Origin of the sequence: Polynucleobacter sp. MWH-Aus1W21, assembly GCF_018687275.1 — a bacterium.
Classification (GTDB): Bacteria; Pseudomonadota; Gammaproteobacteria; order Burkholderiales; family Burkholderiaceae; genus Polynucleobacter.
Window position 1 is genome coordinate 1,167,819 of record NZ_CP061287.1, and the last position, 13,633, is coordinate 1,181,451.

Consider the following 13,633-nt stretch of genomic DNA (forward strand, 5'->3'; position numbering starts at 1 on the left):
TGCATCAATGCCAACAGCCATTACTAAGGTCTAAATACCCATGAAATCCATCGCCGCCCTACTTACCCTTTCTACCACATTACTTATTAGCGGAAATGCTTCAGCAGCCTGGCAAGAGATTGGCAAAAATGAACAGTCAGTTGTATTTGTGGATACGGCTACTTTGCAAACTCAAGGTGATTTAGCGCAAATCATGTCGATGTTAGATTTTTTAAAGCCCGGTCAAGATCCAGCAACCAAAGAGAATGTGAATTCCATTATTGGTTTGAATGAATATGATTGCAGCACCGGGAAATACCGCCCCATTGAATTTAAAGTCTTTGCCGGAAATCGCGGTAAAGGGAAGGTGATCGTTGATCAAAAAACTCCTGACAGCATTTTTGATGCCATCCCAAACGGCTCATGGGCAGCCGGAGTATTTAATGTTGCGTGTCGTAGCAAGTAATCAGAACCTTTGGGGGCGGGTTATCTCCCTCTGGTTTGGCTTCATTTTTACACTGGGATTATTGAGTGCTTGCGCAGCACCCCTAGCAGTACTAAGCAGCGGTAGTACAACAGCAGCCAGCGCTGCAGGAACTGCTGCTGTTGCAAATCCCAGCACTGCAGCCAGCCTAGCCTCAACCGCAGCAACAGGCAAATCCCCTTTAGAACACGTCGCTTCTGCAGCAACTAAAAAGGAATGCAGCTTCTTCAATGTCATCGACTTCAAACCCATCTGCATCGATGTAGTTTTTCCTACAGTGACAGATAAAAGCCAACCTTTATTGGGTCCAGCCGACTCAAGCAGAAATACTGCCAAACAATAATGACCTGACAACCCTTCCAAGGGCATAACAGACTAAAATTGATTCTTAATAGCAAATAACGAACGACTTAATATGGCCACAGAAAATTACTACCTCACCCTTACCTGCCCAAATAAGCCTGGAATTGTGGCAGCAGTTTCTACATATATTTTTGAATTAGGTGGTGACATTGAAGAGGCTCAACAGTTTGATGACAAAGCTTCCAAGCGCTTCTTCATGCGCGTAAGCTTTAGCTGCCCTGCGAATGTAGACTCTCTGAGAGCTGGATTTTTGGAAATTGCAAAGCGCTTTGAGCTCACTTGGGAATTGCGTGCTGTGAAAGACCTCAAGCGCGTCTTAATCATGGCATCAAAATTAGATCATTGTCTCGTTGATCTACTTTATCGCTGGCGAATTGGTGAGCTGCCAATGATTATTTGTGGCATCGTTTCCAATCACCCTCGTGACGTATACGCCAGCATTGATTTTGCTGATATTCCTTTTTATCACCTCCCAGTGACTCCTGACACCAAGCCAGCACAGGAAGCCAAACTCCTAGAGATCATTGCAGAAACTAAAGTGGATATGGTGATCTTGGCACGTTACATGCAGATCTTGTCTGATGATTTATCTACCAAGCTCTCCGGGCGCTGCATCAACGTACATCACTCGTTCTTACCTAGTTTCAAAGGTGCCAAACCATACCATCAGGCTCATGCACGCGGAATCAAACTGATTGGCGCAACAGCCCATTTTGTTACTAGCGATTTGGATGAAGGTCCGATCATTGAGCAAGACGTTACACGCGTTACGCATGGCGATACACCAGATGATTTGGTGCGCAAAGGACGTGATTTAGAGCGTACGGTTCTATCTAGAGCTCTACGTTACTACCTACATGATCGCGTTCTCATTAACGGCGCGACTTCAGTAGTCTTCTCCGATTAATTAAACAGAAACTGTTTCTTAAGGCCTTACCCCTGGAGACTCCAGAGGTAAGCCTCTAGCACGCCACATTAGAAATAACTCGAGCTGCGCCATCTCTGGTGAGCCGTATTCAAACTGCTGCGCCCTAACGCCACTCATACAGTTACGAAGACGACGCTGAACAGATCCTAGAGTTTGCCATTCCAAACGATAAATAGGGTATGCATTAGGATGTCCTTGCGGAATCAGGCTACCACCCAACTTTAAGCCCGCCCTATCTTCATGGCATTGCGCGCAAGATAAATTCAGCTGCCCCATCCTCTCATTGAATGTTTGGCGGCCCTTCTTCAAAAATATTGCATTTGCTGGATTCTCCCTAATGGAGATTGGCATACCCTTAGATTGAAAAGCAACGAAGGCTGTTAGCGCCAGAAGGTCTTTGCTCTCATAAGCTAATGGGGATGCGCCCTGCGCTCCAGTACGGCATTGATTTATTTGCCCTTCCAGGGTCTGTAATTGGCCTTTAATCACCTTCGGAAACTGAACTGCAACACCACGCATCGATTTATTGGCGTTCCCATGACAAGAACTACAAGACTTATTCTGAGAGCCTATTTTTTGTTGCCAAAGATTCTCGCCATCACCCACCCAGAACATCGCAGGATTTAAAGATGGGTCATCTTGCATCGCCTTATTTTCAGCAGACATCAATTCATAACTAGACTGCTGCTTTGCTGTGGCGTCTTTAGATGCGCCGTATGCAAATGAACTAGCTAGAGCGATCAATACACTGCTAAGGCAAATTGATATAACTAATTTCACGAAACTGTAATACGTGCTTGGTTAACAGCTTCATAGCCACCGTCCCCAACCCACTTAAATTCAAGGGTTCCGGACTCCACTGCTACTGTAGTGAAGATGATTAATGGGTTTGCACCAATGCCGGAATAAAAATCTGCCTTGAATACCTCTACATTATTGTAAGTACAAGTAAAGGTGCGAATAATGTCACGAGGAATTAGCTTACCACCTTCGGTATAACGAAATCCTGACTCCATATCGTGCTGCGCAATCGCACGAATCTCAATAATGGAATTTTTCTTCGCCGTTGCGGGCATGGTGATAGATGTACGGGAAGTTTTACTCATACCATCTCCGTACATGCAGAAAGAGTTACCAAGGTATCTGCCGACCCCCGCCAAAAGCTACCATTACTCATCTGCGCAATTGCCCAGACCGTCTGACTGTCAGCCAAACGTACACGGGTCGTTATGTTTGCAGTGCCTGAGCGTGGTGTTAGGTAAACGGTAAAGATGTTGGGTGATGGATTAGCCTCTGCAATGACATGAATTGCCTTGACATAGTCGTTAGCCGTCATCGGACTATCCACGCCAACCTTTAGAACAACTAAATTTCCATTTTCTACTAACGGGGGAATCGTTAATGTAACCTTACCGTCTTTAATGCTCGCTCCGCCAGTAATTTTTTTGATAACCTCATCAGCATCTTCTTTTTTTGCAAAAGCCTTCAGAGGAATTAAGCAAGCGCTCAGGGTTAGTAGGCCAAGCCCTTGAACTTGCTTTAACAAACGTCGTCGTTGATGGTGAATGATTTTCTTCATCTTATTTTAAATATCTCATTAATTATTCAATGTCACTAAAAAGGCAATGACGTCCTCTATCTCTTTACCGCTCAATATGGTCTGCCCAGAAAATTTAGGAGCAACCCGATTCAGATTGCCTGCTTGATAATATGAAGGCATGATGGTCTGCGGATTGAAATGTGCTGCATTCACAATGCGCGCCCTGAGTTGAGGTGGGCTCAAGCGGGCTACGCTTGCTTTTAGCTCTGGAGCCAAGTTGCCTTGAAAGCGCTCTTCCGGAAAGGGCCCGCTGTGACACAGCAAACACAGTCCGGTTTGCCGACTTGCCACAATCGCTCGACCACGCACTGGATCACCAGGCTCAATAGAAAGGGATTCAATAATCGAATCCCCTTGAATAACTTGAGCTTGTGCAAGTTCGAGATTGAGGATGACTAGCATTGTTAACGCTAGCGCAATCCTCTTTCTCATGAGCACAATCTCAATAAGCCAACTCTTAAACCAGCTTCATACCGCTGTTTTTCAGAGGAACCGTACGCAGACGTTTGCCAGTTGCACGATAAATAGCATTGAGAACCGCAGGTGCAGCTACCGCAATAGTTGGCTCCCCAACCCCACCCCAATCTTTACCGCCACCTTGAATGATGATGGTTTCAACTTTAGGCATCTGTGAGAGGCGGATTGAATTAAAGGTGTCAAAGTTCTTTTGTACAACAGCGCCTTTTTCAATCGTGATCTCTTCTTCAAATAAAGCGGACAAGCCGTAGACAAAGGAGCCTGATACTTGACGTGCAACTTGTGCAGGATTAACGACATAACCTGGGTCAGTAGCGGCAACAATGCGATGAATCTTCACCTCATTACCGTTGGTCACTGAAAGCTCACAAGCAGCAGCCACATAACTACCAAATGAGCGCATTTGAGCTACGCCACGAAATACGCCTGGTTTAGCTGGGGTATTCCAGCCGATGCCATCAGCAACAGCATTCAATACCGCTACAGCACGAGGAAATTTATCCATATGCTTACGGCGGAACTCAACAGCATCAGTGCCAGTGGCTTCAGCCATTTCATCCATGAAGGTTTCAATAAAAACCGCATTTTGATTCACGTTCACACCACGCCAAAATCCAGGCGGCACGTGAGTATTGCGCATGGCATGATCAATATTGAGATTTGGGAAACTGTATGTAATGCCATGCTCACCCAATGGCTCAACACCTTGGAATGCCAAAGGATCCTTGCCCTTATTTGCCGCCACTACTGCTGGACGAACGGCAGCCAAAATAGATTGACCGGATAAGCGCATATTGACTGCTGTCACATTCTTTTTGTCATCGATTGCCGCAGACATCTTGCACATCATGACGGGATGGTAACGACCTTGCGTCATATCCTCTTCGCGAGTCCAAATTAACTTAATTGGTGTGCCTGGCATTTGCTTAGCAATATTCACCGCTTGTGTTGTGTAATCCTGGAAAGCGCCACGGCGACCAAAGCCTCCGCCCAAGTTCACTTTGTACACATTGCATTTTTCAGCAGGCAATCCAGACGCTGCAATTACTGCAGCCAATGATGCCTCACCGTCCTGAGTTGGCACCCAAGCCTCGCAAGAATCTGCAGTCCACTTGGCAGTAGCGGTTTGTGGCTCCAGCGTTGCATGATTCAAGAATGGGTAAAAATACGTCGCTTCCAATGTCTTAGATGCGCTTGACATGGCCGCTTTTACATCGCCATTCGAGTTATGAGTAAATGCATCATTTGCATTGAGTCCCTCTTCCAGCATCTTTTTAATACTAGCGCTAGAGACATCCCCATTTGAACCGTTATCCCAAACAATGTTGACTTGGTCTAAGGCAGTTTTAGCCTGCCAAAATGTATCTGCAACAACCGCTACTGCTGTGTCGCCAACCTGGACCACTTTCTTAACGCCCTTCATACTCTGGGCTTTGGTAGCGTCGTAGCTCTTTACTTTGCCGCCAAATACCGGGGATTCCTTGATGTTGGCCACCAACATACCTGGCATCTTTAAATCGATTGCATAGATCTGTTTGCCGGTAACCTTGTCAGAGACACCATCAATACGGTTCACAGACTTACCAATGAGAGTCCACTCTTTGGGATCTTTCAACGGCACATCTTTTGGCACCTCTAACTGAGATGCTGCGACAGACACCTTACCGAAAGTTGTTTTCTTGCCAGACGGTGCATGAGTAATAACACTGTCTTTTGCAACACACTCTGCAGCCGGAACATTCCATTGATTGGCAGCAGCCTGAATCAACATCATGCGTGCTGCGGCACCGCCTTTGCGAACATATTGTTCGGAAGTACGAATACCACGGCTACCGCCTGTTGAATAGCTGCCCCATACAAGCTTGCGCTTCAAATTTTCTGCAGGAGATGGGTAGTCATAAGACACTTTTTTCCAATCGCACTGCAACTCTTCAGCAACCATCTGCGCCAAGCCAGTAATAGTGCCTTGACCCATTTCAGAGCGAACGATTCGAACGACCACATCATCATTTGGCTTAACAACAACCCACACACCAATTTCAGGTGTAGCCAATGGAGTCATTGCAGTTGCGCCAGTACCCATTGCAGCATGAGCTGTGGACATGAAGGAGAGATCAAAACCAATTGCTAGCCCAGTGGCAATTGCACTAGAGCCGATAACAAAGTGGCGGCGGGAAGTATTTGTATTTGTAGTCATGTAATTTCCCCTTAAGCCTTGCTTACAGCGTGAATAGCTGCACGTACTTCTTGGAAGGTGCCGCAACGGCAGATATTGGTAATGGCTGCATCTATTTGCGCATCTGTAGGCTTCGGTGTGCTGCGCAACAAAGCTGTAGTAGCCATGACCATACCGGACTGGCAATAACCGCACTGAGGAACTTGGTTATCAACCCAAGCTTTTTGCACTTTAGATAATTGACCATTCTTTTCCAAACTTTCAATGGTCTCAATTTTTTTGCCTTCTGCAGCAGAAACAGGAATTGCGCAACTGCGGATAGCCTGACCTTCGAACAAGACTGTACAAGCACCGCATGCACCAATGCCGCAACCATATTTAGTGCCAGTCAATCCTACTTGTTCGCGGATTACCCAAAGCAAAGGGGTCTCTGGATCTACATCCAGCTTGTACTTTTTGCCATTCACATTTAGTTCGGCCATGCGTGCTCTCCTGTTAACTCTTTTATTGTTCTTAGGGCATTAAAAATACCCCTGCTTTTAGTACGTTCATCTTAACCAAGAATTAATTTATTGCTTTGCAACATAAATTATTGCGCAGTAAGATCGAACCATGATCTCTGGCCTCGTACAAATCCTACTCTTTCAAAGTCTTGGCGAGCTTGCCTCAAAGTTTCTGCTACCAACACTACCCGGCCCAGTCATAGGGTTAGTCCTTCTGGTTTTGTGGCTTGTCTTACGCAAGGGCATTAATTCTGATCTTGCAATGGTTGCTGATGGATTTAGCCAGTACCTTGGTCTACTTTTTGTCCCAGCGGCGGTTGGCGTTGTGCTATTTCTACCCCAACTGCAAGCCAATGCGCTAGCCATTATTAGCGCTCTGGTTGGCAGCGTCATACTCACCATTGCTTCTAGCGCTTTTGTTGCACGCTTACTGAGCAAGAAAGAATCTCATGAGTGAAAAGCACTCCATAGTCGAGATTTGGGTCTACCTATCTGGTAGCCCGTTGTTTGCCTTATTTATCACCCTAGCTGCCTATCAAATTGGGCTAGCCATTTACAAAGCAACCCACCAGAATCCTCTAGCCAACCCCGTAGCGATTGCCATTCTGATTGTGGCGAGCATGATTCAGTTCATTGAAATGCCCTATTCGACCTATTTTGAGGGCGCCCAATTTATTCACTTCTTACTGGGTTCGGCGACTGTCTCTTTGGCGATACCCATTTATCGCGGCTTGAGTAGCTTAAAGGGTCGCTCGATTCCTTTAATTGCCTCGCTTTGCACCGGCGGCCTAGTGTCGATTATCAGCGCGGTTGGCATTGCTACTTTGCTTGGAGCTGACTCCAACATCACTGGAGCCATGTATCCCAAATCAGTGACCGCCCCCATTGCAATGGGCATTGCGGAGCGCATCGGAGTCTCACCCACCCTCACTGCAATCTTTGCTGTTAGCACCGGCATACTGGGGGCCATCTTGGCGCCTTTTGTTCTCAATGCATTGGGTATGAAAGCCTGGTGGCAAAGAGGCTTCGCTATTGGGATTGGGGCACATGGCATTGGAACTTCACGCGCCTTTAGCATCCACCCCGAAGCAGGTACCTATGCAAGCCTTGCCATGGGTATGAACGGCGTTGTCAGCGCCGTTGCCATACCTGTGATCTATCACTTATTTAATAAGTAAGGCTATTTGCCTTATTCAGACTTGATATTCGCTGCCTTTACGATAGGCGCAAAGCGGATTAAGTCACCCTTGATTTGCTCTCCAAACTTTTCTGGCGTTCCAGGAGTTGGCGTGATGCCCATCGCAAATAATCTAGCCTTACCCTCCGTTGAATTGAGGATCTCATTGAGCGCTTGATTCAGTTTCATGATGATGGGTTTTGGCGTTCTTGCTGGAGCCAATAATCCAACCCAATCGTCGATAACAAAATCTTTAACGCCACCCTCTATAAAGGTTGGCACGTCAGGCATGCTTGCGCTTCTTTTTGCACTTGATACCGCAATGGCTTTAATGCGTCCCGAGCTCACATACTGATTCGCACCTGCTACTGCTGTGTATACCAACGGAATATTGCCGCCCAATAAATCCAGCAATGCTTGGCCACCACCTTTGTAAGGAATGTGAACTAAATTTGCACCTGTTTTTTGCTTAAATAATTCACCCGCAATGTTTGGTGTGCCCCCAGTGCCCGATGTTCCGTACGACAATCCATTAGGATTTTTTCTAGATATCTCAATCACATCAGACAAGCTCTTGCCAGCAAAATCATTATTGGCAACCAGTATCAATACGGCATCACCGATTTTTCCTATTGGGGCAAAATCCTTCACACTATCAAACGGAATTTTGTCAGATAACGTTGGATTAATGGACAGAGTGCCAGCGTAACCCAATAAAAGGGTGTATCCATCAGGCTCAGCGGTAGCAACCATTTGAGTGCCAATATTTCCCGAGGCGCCTGGTTTGTTATCCACAATCACTTGCTGCCCCAACTTAAGCGAAAGTTGCTCAGCGATAAATCGCCCTGAGGTATCAGTAACTCCACCCGGAGTAAACGGAATAATTAATCGGATGGGACGATTGGGGTAATTCGATTGCGCGTGTCCAAGCGATGGAATAAGTGCCGCAACTGCGATGACGGTACAGGCAAACAAACGATGCAATTTCATAATTACCCTTTATTTAGTCTCGACAAAACGTTTTTCAAACTCCCATACATCCTCAAAACCCATCAACTTAGAGAGATCACCGAAATCATACAAGTCCACTGGATTATTGATTGATGAGCTAGTGTCTTTAAAGTGCTCGTACACTTTTGTCATTGCCTGAACAGAAGCTAGCAAGGATGTGACTGGAAAGATTGCAATCTTGTAACCCAACTCCTCTAGAGCAAGCTTTGATAAAACGGGTGTTCTACCCTTTTCAACCATGTTGGCAATCAAGGGATGCTCTGGAAAGGTTTGGCCAATACGCTTCATCTCATCCTCAGTCTCTGGGGATTCAATAAATAAGATATCCGCACCAGCGCGGGCATATGCATCGCCGCGTCGAAGCGCTTCATCCAATCCCAAAGTTGTCCTAGCATCTGTTCTAGCAATAATTTTGAACTGTGGATCGGTACGCGAAGCTACAGCCACTTCAATCTTCTTCACCATGTCCTGCATTGGAATCACTCTTCGTCCAGGTGTATGACCGCATTTCTTTGGAAATTCCTGATCTTCTAGCTGTATAGCTACAGCACCTGCAGCCTCATAACCCCGCATGGTATGACGTACATTTAGCAATCCCCCGTAACCAGTATCACCATCAGCAATCAAGGGCGTCTTTGCCATACCTGCCATCGCGGTTACGCGACCAACCATTTCTGTATAAGTTGCTAAGCCTGCATCTGGTAATCCCAATAAAGAAGCAACTGTTCCATAACCCGTCATATAAAGGGCATCAAAATTCATTCGATCTGCGAGGCGTAGCGAAACCATTTCATGTACACCTGGAGCAACAATCAAACCAGGCTTAGCAAGTCGTTCCGAAAATCTTGTTCTGTGAATAGTCATTATTGTTCCGTGTTTATCAATATTGATTCTAGTAGTTGCTTATGCATTTAATTTCATTGCGACGTCAATAGCATCACCCAATACGCTACATAAAAATTCGACCTCTTCAGGTTTTGAAATAAATGGTGGGCCCACTGCAATTGCATCGCCTGCTACACGCACTAGCGCGCCTCTTTCGATACAAGCCTCGAGGACTTTCATTGAGCGAAGGCCCGGCTTACCAGGAACAGGATCAAGCTCAACGGCACCCGATAACCCAAAGTTACGAATATCCAAAATCCCTGCTCTACCCTTTAAGGCATGCAATCCGTTCTCTAGAACGGGCTCAAGTGCTTTGGCTCGATTCACCAAATCATCTGACTCAAAGATGTCAAGCACCGCATGTCCCGCAGCTGCCGGTATTGGATGACCTGAATAGGTATAGCCATGGAAGAATTCAATTGCTTGTTCTTGGCCGCCATTGGCAATGATGTTGTCATAAATATCACCACGCACGATCACCCCACCCATTGGAATGACGCCGTTGGTAATTCCTTTGGCAAACGTAATCATGTCGGGAGTAACCCCAAAGCGATCAGCGCCAAAGTTTGCACCCAAGCGACCAAAGCCAGTGATGACCTCATCAAAAATTAGCAAAATGCCATGCTTAGTACAGATCTCGCGAATCTTTTGCAAATACCCATCTGGTGGCACGATTACCCCAGTAGATCCTTGGACGGGCTCCATAATGACGGCAGCAATCGTATTGGCGTCATGAAGTGCCACAATCTTTTCTAATTCCTCTGCCAAATGGGCTCCCCACTTTGGTTGCCCTCTGGAAAAAGCCATCTGTGAGAGATTGAGCGTGTGTGGCAAATGGTCCACTCCGGGAATCATCATGCTGGCAAACATTTTGCGATTGGCAACCATGCCGCCCACAGAGATGCCCGCAATTCCAACTCCGTGATAAGCGCGATCTCGTCCAATGAGTCGGATGCGGGATGCATTACCCATCACGCGGTGATAACCAATTGCAATCTTCAAGGAAGTATCGACCGCCTCAGAACCAGAGTTTGTAAAAAAGACCTTATCCAATCCATTTGGCGCCATTTTGGCAATCCGCTTGGCCAAGCTAAAAGTAGTTTCGCTAGCCATCTGAAACGCAGGGCAATAGTCCATAGTTTCAAACTGTTTCTGAATAGCTGCACCAATTCGTGGATCCGCATGCCCCAATGGGGAGCACCAAAGCCCAGATAGACCATCAAACAGCTTACGTCCCTGATCATCAAAGTAGTAAGCTCCTTTTGCAGATTGCATGATCTTCGGGTGATGCTGGAAATATCGGTTAGGAGTGAACGGTAGCCAATAGGCTGACATATCAACACCACTGGTGGTCTTGTTCTGCGCTGTCATCTGTCTCTCTGGTATTTTTATATAAACTGCATTTGTAATATCCAATACTATATTACCCATTGACCTTACGGATACTGAAATGACTATTCTGAAATCCCCTCTTGTTTACCTTTGCGCCCTTCTGTCTCTGGCTAGCTCAGCTTTTGCTGCCCCAGACACCGATTGGCCTAAAAAACCGATTGTTGCAATAGTCTCTTTTCCAGCGGGTGGCTCCACCGATATTTTTGCGCGCAGCGTAACCGCCCCTTTAGCGGAAGCCCTTGGTCAATCTATTGTTGTCGAGAACAAACCTGGTGCTGGCGGGATGATTGGCTTGGGGTCTGCCGCCAAAGCCGCCCCCGATGGTTACACCATTCATATCAGCGCCTTGACCAATCAATCGATTTCATCAGCCTTATTTAAAAATCCACCAGCTGACTTGCAAAAGGATTTTGCGCCGGTAGCATTAATTGGAACAATTCCCCACTTAATTGTTATTAACCCAACCGTTCCCGCCAAGAATCTCCCAGAACTCATTGCATTCATTAAATCTAAAAAGGGGGACTTTAATTACGCATCCCAAGGAAATGGCAGCCTCTCGCACCTAGAGTCCACATTATTTATGCAGCGTATTGGCGCAACGGGTACACACATTCCATACAAGGGAAGTAGCTTCGCCTTGCCCGACTTAATCGCCGGTAACACTCTCATGATGTTTGATAGCGTGACGGCGTCGTTACCTCACATTCAGAGTGGAAAGCTTCGTCCAATTGCCATAGCTGCCGCGGAACGCTCACCTTTAATGCCTAATGTTCCAACATTGGGCCAGGATGGCATGAAGCAATTTGATGTAGAAAACTTCTACGCTGTATATGTACCCAAAGGCACCGCACCAGCAATCATTGCAAAATTAGAAAGAGAGATTCGCAAGATTTTGACTAATCCGGATTTCAAAGCACGCATGGCAACCCAAGGTATTCATCCGCAGTTTGCAAACGCTGAAAAATTAGCCGAAATTACTATTGAAGAAGCAAACAAATGGACGAAGGTAGTAAAGTCAGCGAATATTAAAGTTGATTAAGTCCCTACAAATAGATAAGCCCCTATGTTGATATCCCCACCCTTTGGCGGCGGTCGCGCACCTGTTCTAGCCAGAAACACCGTTGCAAGCTCTCAACCCCTTGCTACACAAGCTGGCATTGAAGCATTGCAGAATGGAGGGAATGCAGTTGATGCTGCGTTAGCAACAGCGATCACCCTTACCGTTGTTGAACCTACGATGAATGGCTTAGGCGGAGATGGTTTCGCAATTCTTTGGGACGGCAAGAAAATACACGGCTTAAATGCCTCCGGTCGCGCGCCAGCAGCCTGGAAGCCAGAATATTTTGCTGGTAAATCGGCGATGGATCTCATTGGCTGGAATACCGTCACAGTCCCCGGCATGGTTGCTGGCTGGATCGATCTCTCCAGAAAATTTGGCAAGATACCATTCGCCCAATTATTTACACGAGCGATTGACTATGCAGAAAATGGTTTTCCAGTTTCACCGGTCATCGCACGTCAGTGGCGTGAAGCGATTCCGATTCTCAAAAATCAACCAGGGTTTGCAGAGTCCTTCCTAATAGACGGCAAAGCACCTCAAGCAGGGCAAATCTGGAAATACCCAGCTCAAGCCAAAACACTGAGAGAAATTGCCGCCTCAGAAGGTGAATCTTTTTATAAAGGTCCTCTTGCACAAAGTATGGTGGATTTTGCACAAGCGACTGGTGGTTGTTTCACCATGCAAGACTTTGCTGATAACCAATCAGAATGGGTTGAGCCGCTAGCCTTTGATTATGGCGACTACACCCTTCTTGAAATTCCACCTAATGGCTCAGGCATTGCCGCACAAATTGCTTTAGGCATCTTGCAGGCAGCCAATGTAAAACAGTACCCAGCTAATTCAGCGCAGCGTATTCACCTCCAGATTGAAGCGATGAGAATGGCCTTTGCCGATGTCTATGCTTATGTCTCTGATGCGCGCTCCATGCAAATGCCAGTGAGTTCTCTTTTGGATCGAGATTACTTAGCGAGTCGCGCTGCAATGATTAATCACAATCAGGCTGGCAGTTATGGGCCTGGTGATCCGCACTCAGGAGGCACGGTATATCTTTGCGCTGCCGATGCATCTGGCATGATGATTTCTTATATTCAATCGAACTTCAAAGGATTTGGGTCTGGAGTAGTTGCACCGGGCGGCATTGCTTTTCATAATCGCGGCATGAGTTTTAGACTCGAAGATGGTCACCCTAATCAAGTTGGTCCGGGCAAGCGTCCATTCCATACAATTCTTCCTGCCTTCTTAACAAAGGATGGAAAGCCCACCATGGCATTTGGTGTGATGGGCGGCAACATGCAACCGCAAGGACATATTCAGTTCGTCATGCGCTTTGTCGATGAATACCTCAACCCCCAAGCTTGTTCCGATGCACCCCGCTGGAGAATTGATGATTTAGGTAAGCTTACCGTTGAGGCGTCGATGCCAGCGAGTGTTGTAGATGGCTTAAAAGCCCTGGGTCATGAAGTGGCAGTGCAGCCTGCCAACAGCTTAGATTTTGGGAGTGCTCAAGCAATCGCAAAACTTAATGAAGATGCTGATTCAGCATTTATCGCTGGTAGCGATCACCGCAGAGATGGATTGGCGGCTGGGTTTTAGTTCGT

General features: G+C 46.6%; 16 protein-coding genes. 6 read left to right on the forward strand and 10 right to left on the reverse strand.

Going from position 1 to position 13,633, the window contains the following annotated elements; genetic code table 11:
- Positions 1–40: 40 nt before the first annotated feature.
- Entirely contained in the window at positions 41–445 is a 405-nt protein-coding gene (locus ICW03_RS06025) for a surface-adhesin E family protein (RefSeq protein ID WP_215346583.1), read from the forward strand.
- On the opposite strand, the gene ICW03_RS06030 is transcribed toward ICW03_RS06025, so the two are convergent.
- On the reverse strand, positions 446–799 hold the full coding sequence (locus ICW03_RS06030; RefSeq protein WP_215346584.1) for a hypothetical protein: 354 nt from the start codon (positions 797–799) through the stop codon (positions 446–448).
- Positions 800–878: 79 nt separating this feature from the next.
- Here ICW03_RS06030 and purU point away from each other — a divergent pair, with 79 nt between their 5' ends.
- Positions 879–1,733, forward strand: a complete 855-nt coding sequence (gene purU / locus ICW03_RS06035) for a formyltetrahydrofolate deformylase (protein ID WP_215346585.1) — start codon at positions 879–881, stop codon at positions 1,731–1,733.
- 18 nt (positions 1,734–1,751) lie between these two features.
- Here the strand turns inward: purU and soxA are convergent, their stop codons facing one another.
- The 6 genes from soxA to ICW03_RS06065 are packed head-to-tail and all read right to left on the reverse strand — an operon-like array spanning position 1,752 to position 6,489.
- Positions 1,752–2,534, reverse strand: a complete 783-nt coding sequence (gene soxA, locus ICW03_RS06040; protein WP_251374364.1) for a sulfur oxidation c-type cytochrome SoxA — start codon at positions 2,532–2,534, stop codon at positions 1,752–1,754.
- Positions 2,531–2,860, reverse strand: a complete 330-nt coding sequence (locus ICW03_RS06045) for a thiosulfate oxidation carrier complex protein SoxZ (protein ID WP_215346586.1) — start codon at positions 2,858–2,860, stop codon at positions 2,531–2,533. The genes soxA and ICW03_RS06045 overlap by 4 nt, the downstream gene beginning before the upstream one ends.
- The gene (locus ICW03_RS06050) at positions 2,857–3,333 is read right to left on the reverse strand and encodes a SoxY-related AACIE arm protein (RefSeq protein ID WP_215346587.1); all 477 of its coding nucleotides are present in this window, start codon (positions 3,331–3,333) and stop codon (positions 2,857–2,859) included. Before ICW03_RS06050 ends, ICW03_RS06045 begins: the two co-directional genes overlap by 4 nt.
- 18 nt (positions 3,334–3,351) lie before the next feature.
- Positions 3,352–3,786, reverse strand: a complete 435-nt coding sequence (gene soxX, locus ICW03_RS06055; protein WP_215346588.1) for a sulfur oxidation c-type cytochrome SoxX — start codon at positions 3,784–3,786, stop codon at positions 3,352–3,354.
- Positions 3,787–3,811: 25 nt separating this feature from the next.
- A complete protein-coding gene (locus ICW03_RS06060; RefSeq protein ID WP_215346589.1) occupies positions 3,812–6,028 on the reverse strand; it encodes a molybdopterin cofactor-binding domain-containing protein in 2,217 nt (738 codons plus the stop codon).
- Positions 6,029–6,039: 11 nt separating this feature from the next.
- A complete protein-coding gene (locus tag ICW03_RS06065; RefSeq protein WP_215346590.1) occupies positions 6,040–6,489 on the reverse strand; it encodes a (2Fe-2S)-binding protein in 450 nt (149 codons plus the stop codon).
- Positions 6,490–6,619: 130 nt separating this feature from the next.
- Between ICW03_RS06065 and ICW03_RS06070 the strand changes: the two genes are divergently transcribed.
- Together ICW03_RS06070 and ICW03_RS06075 are read left to right on the forward strand one after the other, a co-directional pair.
- A complete protein-coding gene (locus tag ICW03_RS06070) occupies positions 6,620–6,967 on the forward strand; it encodes a CidA/LrgA family protein (protein ID WP_215346591.1) in 348 nt (115 codons plus the stop codon).
- The gene (locus tag ICW03_RS06075) at positions 6,960–7,688 is read left to right on the forward strand and encodes an LrgB family protein (RefSeq protein WP_215346592.1); all 729 of its coding nucleotides are present in this window, start codon (positions 6,960–6,962) and stop codon (positions 7,686–7,688) included. The genes ICW03_RS06070 and ICW03_RS06075 overlap by 8 nt, the downstream gene beginning before the upstream one ends.
- A gap of 11 nt (positions 7,689–7,699) precedes the next feature.
- Here ICW03_RS06075 and ICW03_RS06080 read toward each other — a convergent pair whose 3' ends face one another.
- The 3 genes from ICW03_RS06080 to ICW03_RS06090 are packed head-to-tail and all read right to left on the reverse strand — an operon-like array spanning position 7,700 to position 10,954.
- A complete protein-coding gene (locus ICW03_RS06080; RefSeq protein WP_215346593.1) occupies positions 7,700–8,677 on the reverse strand; it encodes a tripartite tricarboxylate transporter substrate binding protein in 978 nt (325 codons plus the stop codon).
- Between the two features lie 9 nt (positions 8,678–8,686).
- Positions 8,687–9,562 (reverse strand): oxaloacetate decarboxylase, encoded by an 876-nt coding sequence (locus ICW03_RS06085; protein WP_215346594.1) that lies wholly within the window; start codon positions 9,560–9,562, stop codon positions 8,687–8,689.
- 39 nt (positions 9,563–9,601) lie between these two features.
- Positions 9,602–10,954: an aspartate aminotransferase family protein gene (locus tag ICW03_RS06090; protein WP_215346595.1), complete on the reverse strand. Its 1,353-nt coding sequence runs from the start codon at positions 10,952–10,954 to the stop codon at positions 9,602–9,604.
- A gap of 79 nt (positions 10,955–11,033) precedes the next feature.
- On the opposite strand from ICW03_RS06090, the gene ICW03_RS06095 reads away from it, so the two are divergent.
- Both ICW03_RS06095 and ICW03_RS06100 read left to right on the forward strand, forming a co-directional pair.
- Positions 11,034–12,014 carry a tripartite tricarboxylate transporter substrate binding protein gene (locus ICW03_RS06095; RefSeq protein WP_215346596.1) on the forward strand — a complete coding sequence of 327 codons (981 nt, stop codon included), beginning with the start codon at positions 11,034–11,036 and terminating at the stop codon, positions 12,012–12,014.
- Positions 12,015–12,038: 24 nt separating this feature from the next.
- On the forward strand, positions 12,039–13,628 hold the full coding sequence (locus tag ICW03_RS06100) for a gamma-glutamyltransferase family protein (RefSeq protein WP_215346597.1): 1,590 nt from the start codon (positions 12,039–12,041) through the stop codon (positions 13,626–13,628).
- The last annotated feature ends 5 nt before the right edge of the window (positions 13,629–13,633 follow it).